23 protein-coding genes are annotated in these 25059 nt (G+C 66.9%); 19 read left to right on the forward strand and 4 right to left on the reverse strand.

Annotated elements, in window-relative coordinates:
- Position 1: 1 nt before the first annotated feature.
- The 12 genes from murG (at position 2) to dnaE (ending at position 13350) form a co-directional block, all read left to right on the forward strand.
- Positions 2–1102, forward strand: a complete 1101-nt coding sequence (gene murG, locus NIBR502770_RS05230; RefSeq protein ID WP_141181237.1) for an undecaprenyldiphospho-muramoylpentapeptide beta-N-acetylglucosaminyltransferase — start codon at positions 2–4, stop codon at positions 1100–1102.
- On the forward strand, positions 1099–2475 hold the full coding sequence (gene murC / locus NIBR502770_RS05235; RefSeq protein WP_141181238.1) for a UDP-N-acetylmuramate--L-alanine ligase: 1377 nt from the start codon (positions 1099–1101) through the stop codon (positions 2473–2475). Before murG ends, murC begins: the two co-directional genes overlap by 4 nt.
- Positions 2468–3391, forward strand: a complete 924-nt coding sequence (locus NIBR502770_RS05240) for a cell division protein FtsQ/DivIB (RefSeq protein ID WP_141181239.1) — start codon at positions 2468–2470, stop codon at positions 3389–3391. The genes murC and NIBR502770_RS05240 overlap by 8 nt, the downstream gene beginning before the upstream one ends.
- A 184-nt stretch (positions 3392–3575) precedes the next feature.
- Complete coding sequence (gene ftsZ, locus NIBR502770_RS05245; RefSeq protein ID WP_141181240.1) at positions 3576–4811, forward strand: cell division protein FtsZ; 1236 nt, start codon at positions 3576–3578, stop codon at positions 4809–4811.
- Positions 4812–4819: 8 nt separating this feature from the next.
- Positions 4820–5509 (forward strand): polyphenol oxidase family protein, encoded by a 690-nt coding sequence (locus tag NIBR502770_RS05250; RefSeq protein WP_141181241.1) that lies wholly within the window; start codon positions 4820–4822, stop codon positions 5507–5509.
- Positions 5502–6251 carry a YggS family pyridoxal phosphate-dependent enzyme gene (locus tag NIBR502770_RS05255; protein ID WP_141181242.1) on the forward strand — a complete coding sequence of 250 codons (750 nt, stop codon included), beginning with the start codon at positions 5502–5504 and terminating at the stop codon, positions 6249–6251. The genes NIBR502770_RS05250 and NIBR502770_RS05255 overlap by 8 nt, the downstream gene beginning before the upstream one ends.
- A gap of 90 nt (positions 6252–6341) precedes the next feature.
- Positions 6342–6872 carry a cell division protein SepF gene (locus tag NIBR502770_RS05260; protein WP_141181243.1) on the forward strand — a complete coding sequence of 177 codons (531 nt, stop codon included), beginning with the start codon at positions 6342–6344 and terminating at the stop codon, positions 6870–6872.
- Between the two features lie 135 nt (positions 6873–7007).
- On the forward strand, positions 7008–7295 hold the full coding sequence (locus NIBR502770_RS05265; protein ID WP_141160843.1) for a YggT family protein: 288 nt from the start codon (positions 7008–7010) through the stop codon (positions 7293–7295).
- Between the two features lie 175 nt (positions 7296–7470).
- A complete protein-coding gene (locus tag NIBR502770_RS05270) occupies positions 7471–8157 on the forward strand; it encodes a DivIVA domain-containing protein (RefSeq protein ID WP_141181244.1) in 687 nt (228 codons plus the stop codon).
- Positions 8158–8251: 94 nt separating this feature from the next.
- Positions 8252–8824, forward strand: coding sequence for a signal peptidase II (lspA, locus tag NIBR502770_RS05275; RefSeq protein ID WP_141160841.1), 573 nt, complete (start codon positions 8252–8254; stop codon positions 8822–8824).
- Positions 8817–9743, forward strand: coding sequence for an RluA family pseudouridine synthase (locus tag NIBR502770_RS05280; RefSeq protein ID WP_141160840.1), 927 nt, complete (start codon positions 8817–8819; stop codon positions 9741–9743). Before lspA ends, NIBR502770_RS05280 begins: the two co-directional genes overlap by 8 nt.
- A gap of 49 nt (positions 9744–9792) precedes the next feature.
- Positions 9793–13350: a DNA polymerase III subunit alpha gene (gene dnaE / locus NIBR502770_RS05285; RefSeq protein WP_141181245.1), complete on the forward strand. Its 3558-nt coding sequence runs from the start codon at positions 9793–9795 to the stop codon at positions 13348–13350.
- 71 nt (positions 13351–13421) lie between these two features.
- Here dnaE and NIBR502770_RS05290 read toward each other — a convergent pair whose 3' ends face one another.
- Positions 13422–13922: a flavin reductase family protein gene (locus NIBR502770_RS05290; protein ID WP_141160838.1), complete on the reverse strand. Its 501-nt coding sequence runs from the start codon at positions 13920–13922 to the stop codon at positions 13422–13424.
- Positions 13923–14049: 127 nt separating this feature from the next.
- Here NIBR502770_RS05290 and NIBR502770_RS05295 point away from each other — a divergent pair, with 127 nt between their 5' ends.
- The 3 genes from NIBR502770_RS05295 (at position 14050) to nrdR (ending at position 16600) form a co-directional block, all read left to right on the forward strand.
- Positions 14050–14583, forward strand: coding sequence for a hypothetical protein (locus NIBR502770_RS05295; protein WP_141181246.1), 534 nt, complete (start codon positions 14050–14052; stop codon positions 14581–14583).
- A gap of 4 nt (positions 14584–14587) precedes the next feature.
- The gene (gene hisD / locus NIBR502770_RS05300) at positions 14588–15961 is read left to right on the forward strand and encodes a histidinol dehydrogenase (protein WP_141181247.1); all 1374 of its coding nucleotides are present in this window, start codon (positions 14588–14590) and stop codon (positions 15959–15961) included.
- 135 nt (positions 15962–16096) lie between these two features.
- Positions 16097–16600, forward strand: a complete 504-nt coding sequence (gene nrdR, locus NIBR502770_RS05305) for a transcriptional regulator NrdR (protein ID WP_141160835.1) — start codon at positions 16097–16099, stop codon at positions 16598–16600.
- 52 nt (positions 16601–16652) lie between these two features.
- Here nrdR and ppgK read toward each other — a convergent pair whose 3' ends face one another.
- Complete coding sequence (ppgK, locus tag NIBR502770_RS05310) at positions 16653–17456, reverse strand: polyphosphate--glucose phosphotransferase (protein WP_141160834.1); 804 nt, start codon at positions 17454–17456, stop codon at positions 16653–16655.
- A 111-nt stretch (positions 17457–17567) separates the two neighbouring features.
- The gene (map, locus tag NIBR502770_RS05315; RefSeq protein ID WP_141181248.1) at positions 17568–18446 is read right to left on the reverse strand and encodes a type I methionyl aminopeptidase; all 879 of its coding nucleotides are present in this window, start codon (positions 18444–18446) and stop codon (positions 17568–17570) included.
- Positions 18447–18563: 117 nt separating this feature from the next.
- On the opposite strand from map, the gene NIBR502770_RS05320 reads away from it, so the two are divergent.
- Positions 18564–18728 (forward strand): SPOR domain-containing protein, encoded by a 165-nt coding sequence (locus tag NIBR502770_RS05320; protein ID WP_141181249.1) that lies wholly within the window; start codon positions 18564–18566, stop codon positions 18726–18728.
- 15 nt (positions 18729–18743) lie between these two features.
- On the opposite strand, the gene panB is transcribed toward NIBR502770_RS05320, so the two are convergent.
- Positions 18744–19631, reverse strand: a complete 888-nt coding sequence (panB, locus tag NIBR502770_RS05325) for a 3-methyl-2-oxobutanoate hydroxymethyltransferase (protein ID WP_141181250.1) — start codon at positions 19629–19631, stop codon at positions 18744–18746.
- A 276-nt stretch (positions 19632–19907) separates the two neighbouring features.
- Between panB and glnA the strand changes: the two genes are divergently transcribed.
- From glnA to NIBR502770_RS05340, 3 genes are read left to right on the forward strand one after another with little or no spacing between them, the layout of a single operon-like run.
- Positions 19908–21248 carry a type I glutamate--ammonia ligase gene (gene glnA / locus NIBR502770_RS05330; RefSeq protein WP_141160830.1) on the forward strand — a complete coding sequence of 447 codons (1341 nt, stop codon included), beginning with the start codon at positions 19908–19910 and terminating at the stop codon, positions 21246–21248.
- Positions 21249–21257: 9 nt separating this feature from the next.
- Positions 21258–24269 (forward strand): bifunctional [glutamine synthetase] adenylyltransferase/[glutamine synthetase]-adenylyl-L-tyrosine phosphorylase, encoded by a 3012-nt coding sequence (locus NIBR502770_RS05335; protein WP_141181251.1) that lies wholly within the window; start codon positions 21258–21260, stop codon positions 24267–24269.
- Positions 24259–24795, forward strand: a complete 537-nt coding sequence (locus NIBR502770_RS05340) for a GNAT family N-acetyltransferase (protein ID WP_141181252.1) — start codon at positions 24259–24261, stop codon at positions 24793–24795. The genes NIBR502770_RS05335 and NIBR502770_RS05340 overlap by 11 nt, the downstream gene beginning before the upstream one ends.
- The last annotated feature ends 264 nt before the right edge of the window (positions 24796–25059 follow it).

A 25059-nucleotide genomic window follows, 5' to 3' on the forward strand; every position in this document is an offset into this window, starting at 1 on the left:
TATGACTCCGACACACCCTTCCATCGTCCTGGCAGGTGGCGGCACGGCCGGCCATATCAGCCCGCTCCTCGCCATCGCCGCGGCCCTGCGCAGCGAAGCCCCGGATGCCTCGATCCTGGCGGTTGGAACGCCATCGGGAATGGAAACCCGGCTGGTCCCCGCCGCCGGGGTCCAGTTGGCCACGATCGACCGTGTGCCGTTTCCCCGCCGGCCCTCCGCCGACCTGCTCCGCCTGCCGGGGCGGCTCGCCGGGGCAGTCCGGCAGGCCGGTGCCATCCTTGACCGGGCGCAGGCCGACGTACTGGTTGGCGTCGGCGGCTACGTCTGCACCCCCTTGTACCTGGCGGCACGGAAACGCCGCATTCCCATCGTGATCCATGAAGCCAACGCCCGCCCCGGGCTGGCAAACCGCGTGGGCGCCTTCCTGAACGGCCGGGTTGCCGTGGCTTTCGAGGGCACACCGCTCCGCAACGCCGTGCACGTGGGCATGCCAATGCGCAAGGAAATTTCCGGCCTGGACCGGAAAGCGGCAAGGGCAGCGGCCCGCGGGGCCCTTGGGCTCGATCCCCAGCAGCCCACCCTGATCGTGACGGGCGGATCGTCAGGAGCACAGAGCATCAACCGGGCTGTTGCCGCTTCCGTCGGGCTCCTCGCAGACGCCGGCATCCAGACCCTCCACGTCACCGGCCGCGGAAAGACCGTCCTTGACCCCTCCGGCCAACCCCTGGCCGCCAAGGGCTACCGGCAGGTGGAGTACATCGACGGCATGGAACACGCCTACGCCGCGGCCGACCTCCTGCTGGCCCGGTCCGGGGCTGCCACGGTATGCGAAGTTGCCGCGGTGGGCGTCCCGGCAGTTCTGGTGCCACTTCCCATTGGAAACGGGGAACAGGCACTGAACGCGGCGGGCCTGGTGGCCGCAGGCGGCGCGGTGCTGGTGGCCGACCGGGACTTCACGCCGGAATGGGTCGCCCGGGAACTGGTCCCGCTCGTTACCGACAAAGCCCGGCTCGCCGCCATGGAGGCGAAGTCCTACCGGCTCGGTATCCGAAACGCCGACCAGCGCATGGCTGGTCTTGTCCTGGAAGCGGTATCTGCATGAACGCCCACACCACCCCCCAACTGGCCTCCCTCGGCAGGGTGCACTTCATCGGTATCGGGGGAGTAGGAATGTCCGCCGTGGCCCGCATCATGGTGGCACGAGGCGTACCGGTCAGCGGCTCCGACGCAAAGGACCTCCCCGTAATGGCGGACCTGGCCGCGGGCGGTGCGCGCATCGCCGTCGGATACGACGCCGGCAACCTGGGCGATGCGGAGACTGTTGTGGCGGGGTCGGCCATCCGGGACGACAATCCGGAACTGGCGGCGGCGCGGCAGTCAGGGCTGCCGGTACTGCACCGTTCCCAGGCCCTGGCGGCCACCATGGGTGATGACACCGTGGTCACGATAGCCGGAACCCACGGCAAGTCGACCACCACCTCCATGGTCACAGTCCTGCTGCAGGCGGCGGGACTGGACCCGTCGTTCGCGGTGGGCGCCACGATCCCCGCGCTGGGCGTCAATGCCGCGCACGGCACGTCCGGCATCTTCGTGGCCGAGGCTGACGAATCCGACGGGTCCTTCCTGAATTACCGGCCCCGCATCGCCGTCGTGACCAATGTGGAGCCCGACCATCTTGACTACTACGGCACGGCTGAGGCCGTGTACGAGTCGTTCGACCGCTTTACTGCCCTGCTGCCGGCCGACGGCCTCCTGGTGGCCTGCGCGGACGACGCGGGGGCGCTGGCCCTGGCGGAGCGGACCAGGGCGAGGAGCAACACGCGGGTCCTGCTGTACGGCACCAACGCGGCTGCGGACATACGCCTGCACGACGACGGTCCCGGCCAGGTTGCGGTGGAGGCAGACGGCGCCCGGTACGGGCTGTCACTGCAGGTTCCCGGACGCCACAACGCGCTGAATGCCGCGGCAGCGTTTGCCGTGGCCCTGGAACTTGGCGTGGAGCCTGCGGCAGCCGCCGCCGGCCTGGCACACTTCGCCGGCGCCTCACGCAGGTTCGAACTGAAGGGATCAGCGCGAGGCGTCAGGGTCTTCGATGACTACGCCCACCATCCCACGGAGGTCCGGGCGGCCCTTACCGCAGCCCGTTCGGTAGCGGGCGGCCACCGGGTCCATGTCCTGTTCCAGCCGCACCTGTTCTCCCGTACCCGGGAGTTTGCGGAGCAGTTCGCGGACGCCCTCAACCTTGCCGATACCGCACTGGTCCTGGACATCTACCCCGCCAGGGAGGACCCCATTCCGGGCGTCACCAGCCAGCTCATTGCAGACCACCTCGCCGCAGGCGGGCGGCTCACTGCGGCGTCCGACGCCGTCGGGACCCTGGCCGAAGCCGCGGCGGACGGCGATGTGGTGCTCACCGTCGGCGCGGGTGACGTCACAGCCTACGGCCCGCTGATCGTGGAGGCGCTGCGTGCCTAGCTCCCGCCGGCCCACCTACGCCCCGCCCAAGCGGAGTGTCCGCCCCGACGCGCCGGCCGCGGACAACACGGAAACAGCGGCGCGGGCCGCCACATCCCCAAAGGGCACCTCCGGTTCTGACGTTATTACGGCATCCCGCAGCATCCCGGAGCCGTCGGCGCCCAAGCAGGCGAAGGTGGAAAAGCCCTCCGGCGCAACGGTCCTGGCCTTTCCCGAGCCCAAAGGGCGGCGCCGCAGGAAGAAAGTCCTGCTCGCCGCTGGAACAGTGCTGTCGCTGGTGGCGGGACTGCTGGCCGCCGCCATTTACTCACCGGTCCTGGCCTTACAGACCATTTCGGTCACGGGGACGCACTTCGTGGCGCCTGCCCAAGTGCAGGCGGCGCTCGAACCCCTGCGCGGCAAGCCGCTGCCCCAGATCAGCGACGACGACGTGCGGGGCCTCCTCGGGTCCCTGGTCCAGGTCAAATCCATATCAGTCGAGGCGCGGCCGCCATCCACCCTCGCCGTTGCCGTGCATGAGCGGGTGCCGGTGGCCTTGGTCAAGCAGGGGGAGCAGTACCAGCTGGTGGACGTCGACGGCGTCCAGCTGGCAACCACGGACGATCCGGCGTCGGCGTCGCTTCCGGTCATCGATGGCGGTGCCGGCGCGATCGGCCAGGACCTGTTCCGCGCCACCGCGGCAGTGCTGGGTGCGCTTCCGGCCGACATCCTGGCCAAGCTGTCCAATGCGTCGGCGCAGTCCGTGGATGCCGTGGAGCTCAAGCTGGTTGATGGCCAGACGATCGTGTGGGGCAACGCCTCGGAGAAGGAACTTAAGGCCAAGGTCCTGGCCGCCCTACTCAAGGCTCCGGTGGACCCCAAGAACCCGGTCAGGGTCTACGATGTCAGTGTGCCCCGGCACCCCGTGACGCGCTGAGCGCTTTCTTTCCCGGTATTAATCCGACACGCGGACCCGGTTATTGAATGTCGGAACCAGAGGAAATACCGTCACAGACAAGAGTTACTTGACATAACTATAACCTTCAACTCGAAGGTTAAGGTTTCAGCCTTCAAGCTCTCCATCAGTTTTCGCAATAAGACACGAACAAGGGACACGTAACGTGGCAGCTCCGCAGAATTACTTGGCCGTCATCAAAGTCGTCGGCATCGGCGGCGGTGGCGTGAACGCAGTCAACCGCATGATCGAGGTCGGCCTCAGGGGTGTTGAATTCATCGCCATCAACACCGACGCCCAGGCCCTGCTCATGAGCGACGCCGACGTGAAGCTCGACGTCGGACGCGAGCTGACCCGTGGCCTCGGTGCCGGTGCCAACCCCGAGGTGGGCAAGCAGGCCGCCGAGGACCACGCGGACGAGATCGAGGAAGTCCTCCGCGGCGCCGACATGGTCTTCGTTACCGCCGGCGAGGGCGGCGGCACGGGTACCGGCGGCGCACCCGTCGTAGCCCGCATCGCCCGCTCGCTGGGCGCCCTGACCATTGGCGTGGTCACCCGTCCGTTCACCTTCGAAGGCCGCCGCCGCGCCGGTTCGGCCGAGGCAGGCATCGATGCGCTGCGCGACGAAGTGGACACGCTGATCGTGATCCCCAACGACCGCCTGCTGTCCATCAGCGACCGCAACGTGTCCGTCCTTGACGCGTTCCGCTCCGCCGACCAGGTCCTGCTCTCCGGTGTCCAGGGCATCACCGACCTCATCACCACCCCGGGCCTGATCAACCTTGACTTCGCTGACGTCAAGTCGGTCATGCAGGGTGCAGGCTCGGCCCTCATGGGCATTGGCTCCGCGCGTGGCGAAGACCGCGCCGTGAAGGCCGCGGAACTCGCCATCGCCTCACCGCTGCTCGAAGCGTCCATCGATGGCGCCCATGGCGTGCTGCTGTCCATCCAGGGCGGTTCGGACCTTGGCCTGTTCGAAATCAACGAGGCCGCCCGCCTGGTGCAGGAAGTGGCCCACCCCGAGGCGAACATCATCTTCGGTGCCGTCATTGACGACGCCCTGGGTGATGAAGCACGCGTCACTGTGATCGCTGCAGGCTTCGACGACGTCAAGGCCACCTCACCCTCCATGGACCAGTCCCAGCCGCAGGCCGCGCCCCAGCGGCCCGCTGCCCCTGCTGCTGCTCCCGCCTCGGCCCACTCGAACAACGGAAACCACCAGCAGAACGTGCAGCCGATCCACGCTGGTGTTGGCGCCGCGGGACTGAGCAACTGGGGGCAGCAGCGTCCGCAGGCCGTTCCCGCTGACTCCGGCTTCGACGTGGACCTGCCCTCCGTGGTGGAGCCGGACCTGACCGGATCGCACCCGGATGACCTGGATGTTCCCGACTTCCTGAAGTAGGCAGCGGATTGTTCCATTGGCGCGCCGACATCCTTCCCGGGGTGTCGGCCGCATTCACCGACACGCGAGCGGGAAACCTTGCCCTGCACGTGGGGGATGATCCCGCCGCGGTCCGGGAGCGCCGGTCCAGACTGGAAGAGTCCATAGCCGCGGCCCCCGGCTCGCTGCGCTTCATGAACCAGGTCCACGGCAATACCGTGGCCATCATGGACGCCGGGTCACCTGCGCCCGAAGCCGACGCCATGGTGTCCCGCGGTTTGCCCCTGGCTGTCATGGTGGCGGACTGCATTCCGGTGCTGCTGGCGGGGGAGTCCGGGAACGGACCCGTCCTTGCCGCCGCGCATGCCGGCCGCCCCGGGATCGCCAACGGCGTCCTGCCGGCCGCCGTGGACAGCATGAAGTCCCTGGGCGCCGCCCGTATCCGGGCCTGGCTGGGTCCGTCGATATGCGGTTCCTGCTACGAAGTCCCCGACGCCCTGCGCGCTGAGGTGTCAGCCCTGGTTCCGGCAACCCGGAGCACCACCGCCTGGGGCACGCCGGCGCTGGACCTGCCCGCCGGTGCCCGGGCGCAGTTGGAGGCTGCGGGGGTGCAGGTGGAATATGCGGGCGGCTGCACCCTGGAAACGGACTCGCTGTACTCGTACCGCCGGGACCGGAACACGGGCCGCTTCGCCGGATTGGTCTGGTGCCATGGTTGAGCGGCCGGACGACCAGCCGGAACGTGATCCCCGCAGCGCAGAACTCGCCGACAGGCTCGCCGTGGTGCGGAAGCGGATCGCCGCAGCGGCCGGCGAAGCGGGCCGCAGTGGCAACCTTCCCTCGCTGATCGTGGTCACCAAGTTCCACCCGGCTGCTGACATCCGGCGCCTGGCCGCCCTCGGTGTCACGGATGTGGGCGAGAACCGGGACCAGGAAGCTGCCGCCAAGGCGCTGGAGCTCGCCGACCTAAAGCTGGGGTGGCACTTTGTGGGCCAGCTGCAGACAAAGAAGGCCAGGTCCGTGGCGCGCTACGCGGCCGCCGTCCATTCGGTGGACCGGCCGCAGCTGGTGGACGCCCTGGCGAAGGCCGTGCGGAACGAGATGGATTCCAGTGGGCGTGCCCAGCTGGAGTGCTTCATCCAGGTAAGCCTGGACGACGACGACGGCGGCACGCACCGCGGCGGGGCAGCACCCGCCGACGTGCCACTCCTGGCAGAGCGGATTGCCGGTGCCGATGGCCTCAAGCTGGCAGGCGTCATGGCAGTGGCTCCGCTGGGCGCCCCGCCCGGGCCGGCGTTCGAAAAACTGGCAGCCGTTTCCGCACTGCTGGTGGCGGCGCACCCCGGTGCCGGTGCCATCTCAGCCGGTATGAGCCAGGACCTGGAGGCTGCCATCAAGTTCGGGGCGACACACCTGCGAATCGGTTCCGATATTCTCGGTTCCCGTCCTGCCGTGGGGTAGCGTCGGTCCTATTGGAAGTGATGGGCGGGGGACTCCAGTGCTGTCAAATCATTGGGCGGCCCGCTTACGGGACACGATTAGGAGTCGACCATGGCCGGCGCTCTGCGCAAGACAATGATCTATCTTGGGCTCGCCGACGGCGATGAGCATTACGAGCCCGAGCAACAGACCACACGTAAGGATGAGGACGAACCGATGGAAGTCGACCGCGAAGAACGCCGTGCCCCGGCGCCGGTCCGCGAAGTCAGCCGCGAGGCGTCCTACGCCCCTGAAGAGGAATACCGCGCCCCTGTGACCCCCATAAAGCGTGCGGCCTCGAGCCGTGAAGAGAACACCGGCCTGCGCCAGATCACCACCATCCATCCCCGCTCCTACAACGATGCCAAGCTCATCGGCGAGAGCTTCCGGGATGGTATTCCGGTGATCATGAACGTCACGGACATGGGTGAGGCCGACGCCAAGCGCCTGGTGGACTTCTCGGCAGGGCTGGTTTTCGGCCTGCGCGGAAGCATCGAACGGGTCACCAACAAGGTGTTCCTGCTCTCACCGTCCTACGTCGAAGTGATTGGTGACGACAAGAAGGTCAGCGACACGCAGGCCAGCTTCTTCAACCAAAGCTAAGCACCGCAGGCTGTTCACAGATGCCAGGCAGGGACACCTGTCTGGCATCTGTGCTGAAATAGACAAGACAACAGCAGTACGACAGCGGCCGCCGCCAGGGCCGGCCCGCATGAATATGGAGATATGAAATAAGTCATGGGAATTGTTTTCGGACTTCTCTATCTCGCCCTGCTGCTGTTCTTCGTGGCCCTCATCATCCGCCTGGTGTTCGACTGGGTACAGATGTTCGCAAGGGAATGGCGGCCCCGGGGCGCTGCGCTGGTGGCAGCGCACGCCGTCTACTCCATCACGGACCCTCCACTGAAGGGCCTGCGGCGGCTGATCCCGCCGCTGCGGCTTGGCGGAGTCTCCCTGGACCTGGGCTTCCTGATCCTGTTCATCGGCGTCAGTATCGCCATGAACGTCACCAGGGGACTGGCCTGATTTTTCCGCCAGGCCCAGCAATGCAGCCTGTTCCCTCCCGGAACGGCTACTGTAAAGCGAAGAAACCTCCCGTTTGACACCGCAGTGTTGAATTAGAGTAAGCAGACCAAATTTAGGTACCTTAGTTTTGACGGCCGGAAGGCCTACTGACTAACCAGACCAGTGAGGTGACCAGATGGCTTTGACGCCAGAAGACGTTGTCAACAAGCGCTTTCAGCCCACCAAGTTCCGTGAGGGCTATGACCAGGACGAAGTTGACGACTTCCTGGACGAAATCGTCGTCGAACTCCGCCGCCTGAACCAGGAAAACGACGAGCTCCGCAAGAAGCTCGCCGAAGCAGGTTCCAGCGTTCCGGCAAGCTCTGCCGCCGCTCCCGTGGTGGAGAAGGTCCCCGCGCCGGCCAAGTCCGACAAGGACGAAGCCCGCGAGAAGGCAGAGGCAGAGGCCAAGGCAGCCGAAGCCAGCAAGAAGAAGGACGTCCAGCCGGCCGCCCCGGCTGCAGCTGCACCGGCCGCGCCCGCCGCTGTTGCCACGCCTTCTGCTGAATCCGCCGCCGGCCTGCTGGCCATGGCACAGCAGATGCATGACCGCCACGTCGCCGACGGCCAGGCCCAGAAGGACAAGATCATCGCCGAAGCGCAGATCGAAGCCAGCAGCCTCGTCAACGACGCGCAGGAAAAGTCCCGCAAGATCCTCGGTGCCCTGGAACAGCAGCGCTCCGTCCTGGAACGCAAGGTGGAGCAGCTCCGCGGCTTCGAACGCGATTACCGTTCACGCCTCAAGGCCTACATCGAAGGCCAGCTCCGCGACCTGGATGCCCGCGGCTCCGTCGCGACCCCGGAAGTCAGCGAAGCCAACTAAGGCTGGCAGCACGTATTCTGAAAGCCGGTGGCTGAGGATTCCTCGGCCACCGGCTTTTGGCATTCACACCCAAGTTCCACGAATTGAAAGCACCATGACTGACGAACTTGCCGCCGATGCGGCACGCCCTGTCCCACCTTCGCCGCGCCCCCGCCGGGCGGTGCTGCTGTCCCTCTTCGCGGGGTTCGCGGTCTTCGCCTACGTCCTGGACCAGCTGACCAAACTCTGGGTCACGTCCACCATGGTGGAAGGGGAGCGGATCCCGGTCCTGCCCCCACTGCTGCACTGGTACTTCATCCGGAACTCCGGGGCTGCCTTCTCCATCGGCGAGAACGTCACCTGGGTGTTTTCGATCATCATGGCCGGTGTCGCCATCGCCATCCTGTTCCAGGTCCGCCGGCTGGGCTCCGCCTGGTGGTCCCTGGCCCTGGGCCTGCTGCTGGGCGGGGCGCTGGGCAACCTTACCGACCGGCTCTTCCGTGAACCGTCCTTCGGCATGGGACACGTGGTGGACTTCATCCAGCTCCCCAATTTCGCGATCTTCAACATTGCCGACTCCGCCGTCGTGTCCGCCGTCGCCATCATCTGCATCCTGACCATCCGCGGGATCGCCCTGGACGGAACGCGGCTGGGGAGCGCACACAAGGACACGGCCGGCCATGACTGACCACGTGGTTATCCCCGAAGAGTACGGCGGGGCACGTGCTGATGCCGGCCTGGCCGGGATCCTGGGCGTCTCGCGGTCCGTCGCCGCCTCCCTGCTTGCCGACGGCCACGTACTCAACCGGGGCAAGGCCCTGGGCAAGTCGGCAAAACTCGTCACCGGGGACACCCTGGAGGTCACCGTCCCGGAACGGCGGGACCCGCTTGAAGTCGTGGAGGAAGCCGTGGAAGGCCTGAATATCCTGCTCGATGACGACGATTTCGTCGTCGTCGACAAACCCGTGGGCGTGGCGGCCCATCCCTCACCGGGCTGGGTGGGGCCGACTGTGGTGGGCGGCCTTGCCGCCGCCGGGTACCGCATCTCCACCTCGGGTGCCCCGGAGCGTGCCGGAATCGTCCACCGGCTCGACGTCGGCACCTCCGGGGTGATGGTGGTGGCCAAATCCGAGCGCGCCTACACAGCCCTCAAGCGTGCCTTCAAGGAGCGCACCGTGGACAAGGTTTACCACGCCGTGGTGCAGGGCCTGCCTGATCCCTTGACCGGAACCATCGACGCCCCGATCGGCCGCCACCCCGGGCACGACTGGCGTTTCGCCGTCATCGAGGACGGGCGCCCCTCCGTGACCCATTACGAAGTCCTGGAGGCGTTCGGCAAGGCCAGCCTGGTGGAGGTCCACCTCGAAACGGGCCGCACGCACCAGATCCGTGTCCATTTCTCCGCGCTCCGGCACCCCTGCGCCGGTGACCTGACCTACGGCGCCGATCCCCGCCTGGCCGCCACCCTGGGATTGACCCGGCAGTGGCTGCACGCCCGTCAACTCGCCTTCGACCACCCTGTGACGGGGGAGCGGGTTACGGTCAGCAGCGAGTACCCGCAGGACCTGGCCTACGCATTGGAAGTGCTGGAGTCCGGCCAGGCCTGACACGGCCGGCCTGGCCGGACCGCCCGGGGGCAGCGCTTAGAATAGTGCGGTGAGTTCCAGCAATGATTCGTTTGTCCACCTGCACACCCACACCGAATATTCCATGCTGGATGGAGCTGCCCGCCTGGGGGAGCTGTTCGATGAAACCGAGCGCCTGGGAATGCCGGCCCTCGCCACCACCGACCACGGATACCTGTTCGGCGCGTTCGATTTCTGGCGCAAGGCCACGGACAAGGGCATCAAGCCGATCATCGGCGTCGAAGCGTATGTAACGCCCGGGACTGCCCGGACGGACAAGGAACGCGTGCGCTGGGGCGATGAGTCCCAGCGCAAGGACGACGTCTCCGGCGGCGGTTCCTACACGCACATGACGCTCCTGAGCTACAACAACGTGGGCATGCGGAACCTCTTCCGGGCCTCGTCCATCGCCTCCCTCGACTCGGTCTTCGGCAAGTGGCCCAGGCTGGACCGGGAGCTGCTCAACACGTATTCAGAGGGACTCATCGCCACCACGGGCTGCCCCTCCGGCGAGGTTCAGACCCGGCTCCGTCTCGGCCAGTACCGCGAAGCACTGGAGGCCGCGGCCGAGTTCCGCGACATCTTCGGCGCTGAGAACTACTTCTGCGAACTGATGGACCACGGGCTGGACATCGAACGGCGGGTCACCGGCGACCTGCTGCGGCTCGCCAAGGACCTGAACCTGCCCCTGGTGGCCACCAACGACCTGCACTACACCCACGAGCACGACGCCAAGGCGCACGAGGCCCTGCTGGCCATCCAGTCCGGCTCCACTTTGCTGGAACCCACCTATGACAACGGCGGCTCGAGGTTCGCGTTTTCCGGCAGCGGCTACTACCTCAAGTCCCCGCAGGAAATGCGCGAGCTCTTCCGCGACCACCCCGACGCCTGCGACAACACCCTGCTGATCGCCGAACGCTGCGAGGTGTCCTTCAACACGGACGCCAACTTCATGCCCCGGTTCCCCTGCCCGCCCGGCGAGGACGAAACCTCCTGGCTGGTCAAGGAAGTGGACAAGGGCCTGCAGTACCGCTACCCGGGCGGTATCCCGGACGAGGTCCGCAAGCAGGCTGATTACGAGCTCGGCGTCATCACGTCCATGGGGTTCCCCGGCTACTTCCTGGTGGTCGCCGACTTCATCAACTGGGCCAAGAACAACGGCATCCGCGTTGGCCCCGGCCGTGGCTCGGGTGCAGGCTCCATGGTGGCCTACGCCATGCGCATCACCGACCTCGACCCCCTGCGCCACGGCCTGATCTTCGAACGCTTCCTTAACCCGGACCGCGTCTCCATGCCCGACTTCGACGTCGACTTCGATGACCGGCGGCGCTCGGAAGTCATCGACTACGTCACCCGCAAATACGGTGACGAACGCGTGGCGATGATCGTCACCTACGGCACCATCAAGACCAAGCAGGCCCTCAAGGACTCCTCTCGCGTCCTGGGCTACCCGTTCAGCATGGGCGAGACGCTGACCAAGGCGCTGCCTCCCGCAGTCATGGCCAAGGACATTCCCCTCGCGGACATCCAGAACCCGGACGCCAAGCGCTACAGCGAGGCCGGCGACTTCCGGCAGCTGATCGCCACCGACCCCGAGGCTGCCAAGGTCTTCGAGACGGCCCTCGGCATCGAAGGCCTGAAGCGGCAGTGGGGCGTGCACGCCGCCGGCGTGATCATGTCCTCGGACCCCATCATCGATGTCATCCCCATCATGCGCCGCTTCCAGGACGGCCAGGTGATCACCCAGTTCGATTACCCCACGTCCGAGGGCCTGGGCCTGATCAAGATGGACTTCCTGGGCCTGCGGAACCTGACGATCATTTCCGACGCCCTCGAGAACATCAAGATGAACCGCGGCATCGACCTGGACCTGGAAAACCTGGAGCTCGACGACGCCCCGTCCTACGAGCTCCTGGCCCGCGGCGACACCCTGGGCGTGTTCCAGCTCGACGGCGGACCCATGCGGTCCCTGCTCAAGCTCATGAAGCCTGACAACTTCGAAGACATCTCCGCCGTGCTGGCGCTCTACCGGCCGGGCCCCATGGGCGCCAACGCGCACACCGACTATGCGCTGCGCAAGAACGGGATCCAGGAAGTCATTCCCATCCACCCGGAGCTGGAGGAACCGCTCAAGGAGATCCTGGGCGGAACGTACGGCCTGATCGTGTACCAGGAGCAGGTGATGGCCGTAGCCCAGAAGCTGGCCGGCTACTCGCTGGGCCAGGCAGATATCCTCCGGCGCGCCATGGGCAAGAAGAAGAAGTCGGAGCTGGACAAGCAGTTTGCCGGCTTCTCGCAGGGCATGCAGGACAACGGCTACTCCATGGAAGCGGTCAAGACCCTCTGGGACATCCTCCTGCCCTTCTCCGACTACGCCTTCAACAAGGCACACTCGGCAGCGTATGGAGTCATCTCCTACTGGACCGCGTATTTGAAGGCGCACTACGCACCCGAGTACATGGCAGCGCTGCTGACGTCGGTCGGTGACGACAAGGACAAGTCCGCCATCTACCTGAACGAGTGCCGCCGCATGGGCATCACGGTGCTTCCACCGGATGTCAACGAGTCCGCCCTGAACTTCACCCCTGTGGGCAATGACATCCGCTTCGGCATGGGCGCCATCCGCAACGTCGGTGCCAATGCCGTCGAGGCCATGGTCACGGCACGCGAGAGCGAAGGAGCCTACACGTCCTTCAAGGACTACCTGATGAAGGTGCCGGCGGTGGTCTGCAACAAGAGGACCATCGAATCCCTGATCAAGTCCGGGGCCTTCGACTCCCTGGGCCACCACCGGCGCGCGCTGGCCATGATCCACGAAGAGGCCATCGACTCCGTCATCACCTTGAAACGGAACGAGGCGATCGGCCAGTTCGACCTCTTTGCCGGCTTCGAGGAGGCCGAGTCGGAGGCGTCCCTCAGCATCGAGATTCCGGACCTGCCTGAGTGGGAGAAGAAGGACAAGCTCTCCTTCGAACGCGACATGCTGGGCCTGTACGTCTCCGACCACCCGCTGCAGGGGCTCGAAGGCCTCCTGGCCCAGCACGCCGAAATGAGCATCACCACGATCCTGGGCGAGGACGGCCCGCAGGACGGGGCCATCATCACCATCGCGGGCATGATCACCTCCCTGAGCCGCCGCATCGCGAAAGCCAGCGGCAACGCCTACGCCCGTGCGGAAATTGAGGACCTGGGCGGTTCGATTGAAGTCATGTTCTTCGGCCAGGTCTACGGACCCATCGCCTCCGTGCTTGCCGAGGACCTGATCGTGGTGGTCAAGGGCAGGCTCCAGAAGCGCGACGACGGCGCCATCACCCTGAACTGCATGGAGCTTTCCGTTCCGGACCTCAGCGAAGGGCTGCACGGGCCCCTGGTGATCACCATGCCCACGCACAAGGCCACCGAGGCCGTGGTCACGGAGCTTGGGGACGTGCTGCGCACCCATCGGGGCAACTCGGAGGTCCGGCTGCACCTGCAAGGTGACACCCGGACCGAGATCATGGGCCTCCCCGTCCACCTTCGGGTGAACCCCAGCCCGTCGCTGTTCGGTGACCTCAAGGTCCTGCTGGGCCCGGCCTGCCTGGACGCCTGACAAACAGGCGGCCGACGCCGGGAATCACCTCCCGCCGTCGGCCGCCCCTTTGTGCCGTTCCACCCAAGCTGTCAGATCTCGTAGTCCAGCGGCACCGGCTGCCCATAGGCGCCCCCGTGGTAGAGCAGCGGCGATCCTTCGCCGCCCACCTGGCCGTCCACCACCTGGACCACCACGACGGCGTTGTTCTCGAAGGAAAGGCGCATCTGGATCTCGCCGATCAGCCACCCGGCGACATCCTTGAGGATGGGCACCCCGTGCGGACCGATTTCCCAGTGGTTTCCTTCAAAGCGGTTCCCGGGGCGGGCGAAGCGGGCAGCAAGTTCCTGGTTGTCCAGGCCCAGCATGTGCACTCCCAAGTACTGCGTGTTGGCCACGGCGGGCCAGGACCTGGAACTGCGCGCCATGTTGAAGGTGAAGCGCGGCGGCTTTGCCGACAGGGAAGCCACCGACGTGGCGGTAAAGCCATAGGGCTCGTCCTGGTAATTCACGGTGATGATGGCGACGCCCGCGGCATGGCGGCGGAACATCTCCCTGAACGTCTGCTCGAACGGCTCGCTGTTGTCGGTCACCGGAACTCCTGGACTAGGTGGCGTAACTCTTTCCCCAAGCGTATTGGCCCGCGGTCATGGCCGGAAAACAGGCGGCGGGGGGACCGGCTCGAATGACCTTGCAGGAACCTTTGTTAAGGTGTGTTGCATGACGAACTTCGCCCGCCCCGCCAGGCGGCGGCTGCCCTGGTCCCTGCTGCTGGTCCCGGCGGCGGCTGGCATTCCGGCGGGACTCCTATGGTGGATCCTGGCGCCGGGCGGGTTGAACCTGATTACCCGGGACCCCGCCCTGGCAGCCGGAACGGCGCCCTTGGTGTGGCTTCCCCGCGACCTCACCCTCGCAGGCATCCTGGTTGTGGCCGGCTGCCTGCTGGCCGTGTTCCTGGCCGACCGCAAGCGTTCCGACCCGCAGGTGGCCCTGCTGGCCGGGCTGGCCGGGGCGCTGGCGGGCAGCGCCGTGGCCTGGGGGACAGGGGTCCTGGCCGGACGGCTGTGGGGCCCTGCCGTGGACACCGGAGCGAATGCCAGCATCGCCTTCTCCCTGCGGGCATGGCCGGTCCTCCTGCTCTGGCCCGCCGCGACTGCCGTGTCGGTCTTCATCCTTGAACTGGTTACAGCGGCCGGCAGGCAGCCCGACGAAGCCGGGATGGAATCGGCGGGGGCGAACAGCCCCGTAAAATAGAGCGGTGACCACATCCCCGGATTTCCCCGCCCCCGTGACAGCCGCCGTCGACTTCCGCACCATTGACCTTCGGGGCCGCAACCTGACTCTGCGGGCTCTGCGGGCCGCGGTACCGCGTGCCAAGGGCCAGACCGTGGCGGACGCCGAGGAGAAGGTCCTGCAGATCATTTTCGCCGTCCGGCAGGGCGGCTTCGCGGCGCTGGCAGAACTTGCTGAACGGTTCGACGGCGTGGAGCAGCAGCACCCGCTGGTTCCCGGAGAGGCAATCGCCGCAGCACTGGACCAGCTTGACCCGGCCGTGCGGGCCGCACTCGAGGAATCCATCAGCCGCGCGCGGAAGTTTGCGGACGGGCAGCGTCCCCGCAATGTCGACATCCAGCTCGGCGACGGCGCCGTGGTGAGCCAGAACTGGGTGCCTGTGGCCCGCGTGGGACTGTACGTTCCCGGCGGCCTCGCCGTGTACCCGTCGTCGGTGATCATGAACGTCGTGCCGGCCCTGGCGGCCGGCGTGGAATCCATTGCCTTGGCCTCGCCCCCGCAAAAGGAATTCGGCGGCCTGCCGCACCCCACCATCCTGGCGGCGGCAGCGCTGCTTGGCATCACCGAGGTTTACGCCATTGGCGGGGCCCAGGCCATCGCCGCGTTCGCCTATGGCATCGAAGCCGCTGAGGCTGGTCCGGCACTGGAACCGGTGGATGTGGTGACAGGCCCCGGCAATATTTTCGTCGCCACGGCCAAGCGCCTGGTCAAGGGCGTGGTGGGCATCGACTCCGAGGCGGGAACCACGGAGATTGCGATCCTCGCCGACGATTCCGCCCAGCCCGCCCTGGTGGCCGCCGATCTTCTCAGCCAGGCCGAACACGATCCCAAGGCCGCGTCAGTGCTCGTCACCGACTCCGAAGACCTGGCCGCCGCCGTGCGTGCTGAACTGGCGCTGCAGGCCGCCGCTACCAAGCACTCGGCCAGGGTGCAGGAGGCGCTGTCCGGCCCGCAGTCGGGCGTGGTGCTGGTTGACGGCCTGGAACAAGGGATCGCTGCCTGTGACGCCTATGCCGCGGAACACCTGGAAATCATGACCCGGAACGCCCCCGCCGTGGCCGCCCGCATCCGCAATGCCGGCGCCATCTTCGTGGGAGATTACAGTCCGGTCAGCCTTGGCGACTACTGCGCCGGCTCCAACCATGTGCTGCCCACCAGCGGGACGGCCGCCTTTTCCTCCGGCCTGAACGTGACCACCTTCCTGCGGGCCATCCAGGTCATCAACTACAGCCGGGACGCCCTGGCTGAGGTCAGCGGGCACATCGTAAGCCTGTCCCGCGCCGAGGACCTTCCGGCCCATGGGGACGCCGTCACGGCACGGTTCCCGGGCGACCAGTGACCACTACATGTAGTAATTACAGGATTGTTATTACCCCACATCTGCCCGTAAACTGGGTCATGCCACGGCACCGCCCCCCGGCGGTGCTGCTGGCTTCCACACCGTTGCACACCACGAGCGAAAAGGGGGAACGCCATGTACTGCCCGTTCTGCCGAAACCCTGATTCCCGCGTGGTGGACAGCCGGATGACGGACGACGGCTCGGCCATCCGCAGGCGCCGTCAGTGCCCCGAATGCGGCCGCCGCTTCACCACCGTGGAAACCACCAGCCTGTCCGTCATCAAGCGCTCCGGCGTCGGTGAACCGTTCAGCCGCAGCAAGGTGATCAACGGTGTGCGCAAGGCCTGCCAGGGCCGGCCCGTGAGCGAGGACGACCTCGCCATGCTGGCCCAGGAAGTCGAAGAGCAGATCCGTGCATCCGGGGCCGCTGAAATCGAAGCCCATGAAGTGGGACTGGTCATCCTTGGACCGCTGCAGAAACTCGATGAGGTGGCCTACCTCCGCTTTGCCAGCGTGTACCAGGCCTTTGATTCCCTCGAGGACTTCGAGACTGCCATTGCACTGCTCCGCCACGAGGCCGGCGAAGGCGCCAAGGGCGCAGCCGGTGCCGCAAAGAGCTCCGAGAAGAGCCCCCTCTAAAACTCCGGTGGCGGCAGCGGAGGGGAAGCCGCAGCCGCCACCGGCACCACTCCTACTTTGCCAGCTTGTGCTGGAGTGCGATCTCCAGGGCTGCGCCCACAATGCCTGCCTCGTTCCGCAGGACAGCCGGGACAATCGGGGTGCGGAGCTTGAGGTTGGGAAGGTACTCGTCGGCGCGCTTGGAAATGCCGCCGCCCACGATGAACAGTTCCGGTGAGAACAGGAACTCCACATGCGAGAAGTAGCGCTGCAGGAGCACGCTGTACTCGTCCCATGACAGGCCGTCCCGTTCGCGGGCAACGGCGGACGCCTTCGATTCGGCGTCGTGGCCGTCAATTTCAAGGTGACCCAGCTCTGCGTTGGGCACGAGCTTTCCATCGAAGATGAAGGCTGAACCGATGCCGGTACCGAGCGTGATCACCAGGACCGTTCCGGAGACTCCGGCGCCGGCACCGTACCGCGCCTCCGCCAGCCCTGCGGCGTCGGCGTCGTTGATGACTTCCACCGGACGGCCAAGCCGGGCTGTGAGGAGGGCGTCGATATCCGTGTCCAGCCAACTCTTGTCCACGTTGGCGGCGGAGTGGACCACGCCGTGCTGGATGATTCCGGGGAAGGTCACGCCCACGGGGGAACCGGCCTCCGGAGCTTCCGGGCGGGCCGAGAGTTCGGCCACCACCAGGGCTACGGCCTCGGCGACTGCTTCAGGCGTGGCGGGCTGCGGGGTGGGCACCCGGAAGCGTTCGCCCAGGAGCTTGCCCTTCTTCAGGTCGACAATGCCGCCCTTGATGCCCGTACCACCGATGTCGATACCGATCAGCGGTGCGTTCTTGTGCGACTTCTCGTCCTTCTTGGCCAATGGGATTCCGTTCTTGACAGGGGCGGGCAGGATAGTGGGCCGCTGGGGTGCGGCCCGTGGCAGGCGGCCGGGTGGCACCTGCAACATGCCCGGTAGCGGGCATGGGCGGGGCTACGGCAGGGTGAGGATTTCGGCGCCGGTCTCGGTGACCAGCAGGGTGTGCTCGAACTGGGCGGTGCGCTTGCGGTCCCGGGTGACCACGGTCCAGTCGTCGCTCCACATGTCCCATTCCACCGTGCCCAGGGTGAGCATCGGCTCGATGGTGAACACCATGCCCGGCTCGATCACGGTGTTGTAGGCGGGGGCGGCGTCGTAGTGGGGGATGATCAGCCCGGTGTGGAAGGCTTCCCCGACGCCGTGGCCGGTGAAGTCGCGGACCACGCCGTAGCCAAAACGTTTGGCGTAGGACTGGATGGTCCTGCCAATCACGTTGATTTCACGCCCGGGCGCCACGGCTTTGATGGCGCGGTTCAGTGACTCCTGGGTTCGCTCCACCAACAGCCGCGATTCTTCGTCCACGTCCCCCACCAGGAACGTGTAGTTGGTGTCTCCGTGGACGCCGTTGAGGTATGCGGTGATGTCTATGTTCAGGATGTCGCCGTCCTGGACCACGGTGCTGTCCGGAATGCCGTGGCAGATGACCTCGTTCAGAGAGGAGCACAGGGACTTGGGGAATCCACGGTACCCGAGCGTGGAAGGGTAGGCGTTGTGGTCCAGCAGGAATTCGTGGCCCACCTTGTCCAGCTCGTCCGTGGTGACGCCGGGGCGGATGTGCTTGCCCACCTCCACGATGGCCTGCGCCGCGATCTTCCCGGCAATCCGGATTTTCTCGATGGTCTCCGCGCTCTTGACCTCGGAGCCGGTGAATTTGGCGGGGGCCGGCTTGCCGACGTACTCCGGACGGGGGATGGACGCCGGGACGGGACGCTGCGGACTCAAAGTACCCGGGGTGAGGGTGCCAATGGGTGCAGTGGAGGCAAGGGAAGGCATAGATTGATCATATAAGGGACCACAGAACGCCTAACAACCGACAAGCTGGGGAGGGCGCGCGTAAGTGTCTGTGTTACGTGGATCACCCCGGTTTCCTGTCCTGAACGAGGAGCAACGATGACTGAGTACTGGTTCAACATCAACACCCACGAAGTGGAAGAAGACCGGCTCTCGGACTGGAGCCAGCTCATTGGGCCCTACAAGACCCGCGAAGAAGCGGAGCACGCCATCGAGAAGGTCAAGGCGCGCAACGACGCCTGGGAAAAGGGCGACGACGACTGACCGGCCGCTTCCTGGCTAGAAGGAGTGCTCCGGGCCGGGGAACGTACCGGAGCGGACATCGTCCCCGTAGGCGGTGGCGGCGTCGTGCAGGGTGCTGCGCAGGTCCGCGTACTGCTTGACGAATTTGGCCATCCGGCCGCCGCGAAGCCCCGCCATGTCCTGCCACACAAGGACCTGGCCCGTGGTGGCCTTCCCCGCACCGATACCCACGGTGGGGACGGTCAGCGCCGCGTCGACCGCCGCGGCCGTCTCCGCGGGAACCATTTCCATCAGCACGCAGAACGCTCCGGCCTCTTCAAGTGCGCGTGCGTCCTCGATCAGCCGTTGGGCGTCATTGCCGCGGCCCTGGACGCGGTAGCCGCCGAGGACGTGTTCGCTCTGCGGCGTGAAGCCGATATGGGCCATCACCGGGATGCCGGCCTGCACCATGGCGCGGACCGTGGGGGCGTAGTATTTTCCGCCCTCGATCTTCACCGCGTGGGCCAGCCCTTCCTTCAGGAACCTGACGCCGGCGGCGACAGCCTGTTCCGCGCTGACCTCGTAGCTTCCGAACGGCAGGTCTGCCACCACCAGGGCGCGCTTTGCGGACCTCGCCACCGCCCGGCAGAGGGGGAGCAGCTCGTCTACGGTCACCGGCAGGCTGGTTTCATTGCCAAAGACGTTGTTGGACGCCGAGTCACCGACCAGGAGCACTTCAATGCCGGCAGCGTCAAAGATCCCGGCTGTGTACTGTTCGTACGCCGTAAGCATGGCGAACCTGGTGCCGTCCCGCTTGGCCTGCTGAAGGTGGTGGATACGGACCTTGGCGGGCTTCCGTTCGGCAGGAACCGGCACGCCGGGGCCGTTGCCGTACGGGGCGGGTACTTCTGCGGACGCGCTGGAGCCGGAGCTGTTGGAAGCCATGGGATGAGCGTAGTGCGGTACCGGCCGTCCTAGCTACCGCAGGCATCGCCGCCAAAAGGTGATAAGCGCCATAGCTGCGTCCCTGCTCGGGCCTGCATACCGCCGGCGGCGCCGGTACGGAGGCCCGATTGGGGAACCGCCAGGTTAATGGTGTGTTACGCACGGCGCAGGCTCAAGCATCGGCGCCGAATGATTAGTACAGTGATGGTGAACTGCTGCCGGCTTTCCCCTTTGCGCGGACCCGGAGCATGGACGTTGACCGGAGAAGAGGCCATCATGGACCGCCAGCAAGAGTTTGTCCTGCGCACAATTGAAGAGCGCGACGTACGTTTCGTGCGCCTGTGGTTCACCGACGTCGTGGGTTCGCTGAAGTCCGTGGCGCTGGCACCGGCGGAAGTGGAAGGTGCGTTCGAGGAAGGCCTCGGATTCGACGGCTCCTCCATTGAGGGACTGGCCCGTGTTTTCGAGTCTGACATGCTGGCCCAGCCGGACCCCGCCACCTTCCAGATCCTGCCATGGCGCGGCGAGACCGAGCAGACCTCCAGGATGTTCTGCGACATCCTTACCCCTGACGGCGAGCCCTCCGCGGCCGATCCGCGCAACGTGCTCAAGCGCACCCTGGCCAAGGCTGCGGACATGGGCTTCACCTGCTACACGCACCCCGAAATCGAGTTCTACCTGCTCAAGTCGCACGAACCGGGTCCGAACGGCGCTCCGGTACCCGTTGATGAGGGCGGCTACTTCGACCACGTGCCGGGCGGCGTGGCCCAGGACTTCCGCCGCACCGCGGTGACCATGCTGGAATCCGTGGGCATCTCGGTTGAATTCAGCCACCACGAGGCCGGCCCGGGCCAGAACGAGATCGACCTTCGCTACGCGGACGCCCTGCAGACGGCCGACAACATCATGACGTTCCGCACCGTCATCAAGGAAGTGGCGCTGCAGCAGGGCACGTATGCCACCTTCATGCCCAAGCCGTTCACCGACCACCCCGGGTCCGGCATGCACACGCACTTCTCGCTCTTCGAAGGCGACAGCAACGCGTTCTTCGAGGCAGGAGCGGAGTTCCAGCTGTCCAAGACGGCCCGCCAGTTCATCGCCGGCATCCTCAAGCACGCCCCGGAGTTCACCGCGGTCACCAACCAGTTCGTCAACTCCTACAAGCGCCTGTGGGGCGGCGGCGAGGCCCCCAGCTACCTCAGCTGGGGCCACAACAACCGCTCCGCCCTGGTCCGCGTGCCGCTGTACAAGCCCGGCAAGGGCCAGTCCGCCCGGATCGAGTACCGGGGCATCGACTCCGCCGCCAACCCGTACCTCGCCTACGCTGTCCTGCTCGGCGCGGGCCTGAAGGGCATCGAGGAAGGCTATGACCTCCCGGCCGCAGCCGAGGACGACGTCTGGTCGCTGAGCTCGGCCGAACGCCGCGCCATGGGCCATGATCCGCTCCCGGCCAGCCTGCACGACGCCATCCGCTCCATGGAGGACTCCGAGCTGATGCCGCAGATCCTTGGCGAACAGGTCTACGAGCACTTCCTGCGCAACAAGCGGGCCGAGTGGCAGGACTACCGGCTGCAGGTGACGCCCTACGAGCTGCAGCGCAACCTCGGCATCCTCTAGGTGCCCGGCGTGAGCCTGGCACGCCGCCTCATTGCGGCCGGATTCAGCGACCTGGAAAAGGGCGAACGGTTCCTTGCCGCGCGCGAACTCGAAGGCCTGGACCAGGACAGGCTCTTCGCCGGACTGCAGCTTGCCGCCAGCCCCGATACCGCCCTGCAGTCCCTGGTCCGGCTGATTGAAAAGCACCCGCAACTCCGGAACCTGGCAGCTGCCGACCTGGAGGAAAGCGAGCCCATGTACCGGGTCCTGGGCGCCTCCGAGGCCCTGGGGGAGTTCCTCATCAGGCACCCGGAGCACCTGGACGCGTTCGAGGTCCGGGCCGGCCCCGAGCCGCTGCCGGCCGATCCCGGACGGCTGCGCGCCACCCTCCTGCAGTCCGTGGGCGCCGACCCACGTGCCGCCCGGCCCGTTGCTGCCGCCACGGGAACGGACGCCTACGCCGCCCTGCGCACCGCCTACCGGCGCGGGCTGGTGGACCTCGCCGTGAAAGACCTCTGCGCCGCGGACCCGCTGGACTTCCTGCCATCGGTGGGCGGCGAACTGGCGGACCTGGCCGCTGCCGCCATCGAGGCCGCGCTGGCGGTCTCCCGCGCCGAAGCCGCGGAGCAGCACAGCGCAGCCGACATCGCCGACGTCGGCCTCGCCGTCATTGGCATGGGCAAATGCGGAGCCCGGGAGCTGAACTACATCTCCGACGTCGACGTCATCTACGTGGTGGACGCCGGAAGCCTGGAGGACGCGCAGGCCAACACCATCGGCACGGCCCTGGCCAGCGGCATCTCGCGGGCCATATCGTCCGTGGCGCGGGAACCGGGTCTGTGGGAGGTTGACGCCAACCTGCGGCCGGAGGGCAAGTCGGGGCCGCTGGTGCGCACCCTCGCCTCGCACGAGACGTACTACGCCAGGTGGGCCGAGAGCTGGGAATTCCAGGCGCTGCTCAAGGCCCGTGCCATCGCCGGCGATGCCGCACTGGGCCGGGCCTACGAAGAAGCCGTGGCCCCGCTGATCTGGAGTTCGGCCGGGCGGGACGGCTTCGTGGAATCCGTGCAGGCAATGCGCCGCCGGGTCACCGAAAACATTCCGGCCGCCGAGGAGCAGCGCCAGATCAAGCTGGGCCGCGGCGGGCTGCGCGACGTCGAGTTCACCGTCCAGCTGCTCCAACTGGTGCACGGCAAGGCAGATGAGACATTACGACGGCGGGACACCACCTCGGCGATCGCCGCACTGTCAGCGGGCGGTTACATTGGCCGCTCCGACGCCGCCGCCTTTGACAACGCCTACCGGTACCTGCGCCTCCTGGAACACAGGATCCAGCTGTTCCAGCTCCGCCGCACCCACCTCATGCCGGTTGCGGAGCCGGCGCTGCGCTCCCTGGCCAAGGCGGTGCTGGGGCCGTTTTCCAACGAACGGCCCAGCCCGGACACCCTGCTGTCCGCGTGGCAGCGCACCAAGCGCTCGGTCCGCGAACTGCACGAGCGCATCTTCTACCGGCCGCTGCTCAACACGGCGGCCAAGCTCAGCAGCGAGGACGCCAGGCTCACCCCCGAGGCGGCGCAGGGACGGCTTGCGGCGCTGGGCTACCAGGACCCGCGGGGCGCGATGCGGCACATTGAGGCGCTCACGGCAGGGGTGAGCCGCAGGGCAGCCCTGCAACGCCAGCTCCTGCCGATCCTGCTCGATTGGCTCGCCGAGGGGGTGGACCCGGACGCCGGCCTGCTTGCCTTCCGCCGCGTCAGCGAGGCGCTGGGCACCACGCACTGGTACCTCGGGCTGCTCCGGGACTCCAACGCCGCCGCCGAACGGCTGTGCCACATGCTGTCCAATTCCCGGTTGATAGCCGACCTGCTGGAGGTTTCGCCGGAGTCCGTGGCGTGGCTGGGCCAGGACAAGGACCTGGTTCCGGTGGGCTTCGAAGCCCAGTGGCAGGAAATCACCGCCAAAATGTCGCGGCACGAGGACCCCGAGAGCGCCATGCGCCTGATCCGGCTGATCCGGCGCCGGGAAATCCTCCGCATCGCGATCGCCGATTCCGCCGGCCTCCTGGACCAGGACCACGTGGGCAGGGCCCTCGCCGACACCGACCGCGCCGCAGTCCTGGGCGCCTTGCGGGTGGCCGAAGGGATTGTCTCCGCCGGCGGACCGCTCAAGACCACCGTGCTGGTGGTGGCCATGGGCCGCCAGGGCGGCAGGGAGATCGGCTACGGGTCCGACGCGGATGTCATGTACGTCCACCGTGCCCTGCCGGGTTTCTCCGAAGCGGAGGCGCAGGAACAGGCCGCCCGCATCGTGGCGAAGGTGTCCAGCCTGCTCACCCAGCCACTGAAGCCGGCCATCATGGCGGAACGCGTCCTGCAGATGGACGCCGACCTTCGCCCCGAGGGCAAGAACGGGGCCATGGTGCGTTCCCTGGACTCCTTCGCCGAGTACTACCGCCGCTGGTCCCTCATCTGGGAGGCGCAGGCCCTGCTGAGGGCAAGGCCCATGGCCGGCGACGATGCCCTGGCCGCTGATTTCCTCAAGCTGATCAATCCCATCCGGTACCCGGAAGCCATAGCGGAACAGGACGTACGCGAGATCCGGCGCATCAAGGCCCGGGTGGAATCGGAGCGGCTGCCGCGCGGCGCCGACCCTGCACGGCACCTCAAACTGGGCCGCGGCGGCCTGAGCGACGTCGAGTGGCTGGTGCAGTTGCTGCAGCTCCAGCAGGCCGGGAAACACCCGGAACTCCGGACCACCTCCACGCTCGAGGCCCTTGGAGCCGCAGCGGATCTTGGCCTGCTGGACGCTGCAGACGCCGGCCTGCTTGCAGAGGCCTGGCGGCTGGCCAGCCGCATCCGGTCGGCCAACGTCATCTGGAGCGGCAAGGCCTCCGACCTCCTGCCGTCCTCGCGCCGCGACCTCGAGGCCGTGGCGCGCTGGTGCGGCTACGAGCCGGGCCATGCCGCAGCGCTGGAGGAGGACTACCTGCGGGTGAGCCGGCGGGCCCGGGCCGTCTTTGAACGTGTCTTCTATGGGCACTGACTGGGTCTGGCTCATTCCGCTCCGTGACCTGGACGCCGACGCCCGGGCCATCCAGCTCGGCGCGATCGCGGACATGTCGCTGCTGCCCGGCCAGGAACGGTTCGTGGGCGACCCCCTGCGCATGGCCCTGGCAGGGCTCGCGGAAGAGTCACGGCACCCCTACGTCGTAGAGTCCGGCGGAAACGCAGCCGGTGTCCTGACCCTCCAGACGGGGGCGGCAGGCCTTGCAGGGTGGCCCGACGACAGCTCAGCCTGGCTGCTGCGGGGCTTCCTCATCGACAGCCGGCACCAGGGGAAGGGGCTGGGCACCCTGGCGGCTACCGCCGCTGTGGAGGCCGCACGCAAGCTCACCGCCCGGCACCAAAGCTGCGAGTCCGGCGTCGTACTTTCCGTCAATGAGGAGAACCCTGCGGGTTTCTTCGCGTACAGCCGCGCCGGTTTCGTCGACACAGGGCGGTACCTCGGCGGTTCGGCGGGGCCACAGCGGACCATGTTCCGCAGCTTCGCAGGCGCCGCGCCGGCGTAACGCGCCGGACCGGCATTGCGCTCAGCAAGCGTTTGCCCGATCATGTGGATTGGCGGTGTTCTTCAACCTTGTTGGGGGGAAGGCTGTACTGAGTCTTCGTCTCGGGGGGCATTCGTCAGGGGGTCCGGCTCCCGGTCTCAGCACGTCTGGAGGCGGGCCCCCACCTTAACGGTCTCAGTCCGTGGCATCGCGGCCCGGACAACGCGAAAGGCGGCCACCGGTTGAACCGGTGGCCGCCTTTCGCTGCTTCAACGCTCCTGCGGT

The sequence above is a fragment of the Pseudarthrobacter sp. NIBRBAC000502770 genome (genome assembly GCF_006517815.1).
GTDB lineage: Bacteria > Actinomycetota > Actinomycetes > Actinomycetales > Micrococcaceae > Arthrobacter > Arthrobacter niigatensis.

What these genes read in the sequence shown, in the direction of transcription:
- NIBR502770_RS05270 (WP_141181244.1), top strand. Translation starts at nt 7,471, where the DNA reads ATGGCTTTGACGCCAGAAGACGTTGTCAACAAGCGCTTTCAGCCCACC.
- glnA (WP_141160830.1), top strand. Translation starts at nt 19,908, where the DNA reads ATGGACCGCCAGCAAGAGTTTGTCCTGCGCACAATTGAAGAGCGCGAC.
- panB (WP_141181250.1), bottom strand. Translation starts at nt 19,631, where the DNA reads ATGGCTTCCAACAGCTCCGGCTCCAGCGCGTCCGCAGAAGTACCCGCC.
- NIBR502770_RS05280 (WP_141160840.1), top strand. Translation starts at nt 8,817, where the DNA reads ATGACTGACCACGTGGTTATCCCCGAAGAGTACGGCGGGGCACGTGCT.
- murG (WP_141181237.1), top strand. Translation starts at nt 2, where the DNA reads ATGACTCCGACACACCCTTCCATCGTCCTGGCAGGTGGCGGCACGGCC.
- NIBR502770_RS05265 (WP_141160843.1), top strand. Translation starts at nt 7,008, where the DNA reads ATGGGAATTGTTTTCGGACTTCTCTATCTCGCCCTGCTGCTGTTCTTC.
- NIBR502770_RS05320 (WP_141181249.1), top strand. Translation starts at nt 18,564, where the DNA reads ATGACTGAGTACTGGTTCAACATCAACACCCACGAAGTGGAAGAAGAC.
- NIBR502770_RS05260 (WP_141181243.1), top strand. Translation starts at nt 6,342, where the DNA reads ATGGCCGGCGCTCTGCGCAAGACAATGATCTATCTTGGGCTCGCCGAC.
- NIBR502770_RS05255 (WP_141181242.1), top strand. Translation starts at nt 5,502, where the DNA reads ATGGTTGAGCGGCCGGACGACCAGCCGGAACGTGATCCCCGCAGCGCA.
- NIBR502770_RS05340 (WP_141181252.1), top strand. Translation starts at nt 24,259, where the DNA reads ATGGGCACTGACTGGGTCTGGCTCATTCCGCTCCGTGACCTGGACGCC.
- nrdR (WP_141160835.1), top strand. Translation starts at nt 16,097, where the DNA reads ATGTACTGCCCGTTCTGCCGAAACCCTGATTCCCGCGTGGTGGACAGC.
- map (WP_141181248.1), bottom strand. Translation starts at nt 18,446, where the DNA reads ATGCCTTCCCTTGCCTCCACTGCACCCATTGGCACCCTCACCCCGGGT.
- NIBR502770_RS05295 (WP_141181246.1), top strand. Translation starts at nt 14,050, where the DNA reads ATGACGAACTTCGCCCGCCCCGCCAGGCGGCGGCTGCCCTGGTCCCTG.
- murC (WP_141181238.1), top strand. Translation starts at nt 1,099, where the DNA reads ATGAACGCCCACACCACCCCCCAACTGGCCTCCCTCGGCAGGGTGCAC.
- lspA (WP_141160841.1), top strand. Translation starts at nt 8,252, where the DNA reads ATGACTGACGAACTTGCCGCCGATGCGGCACGCCCTGTCCCACCTTCG.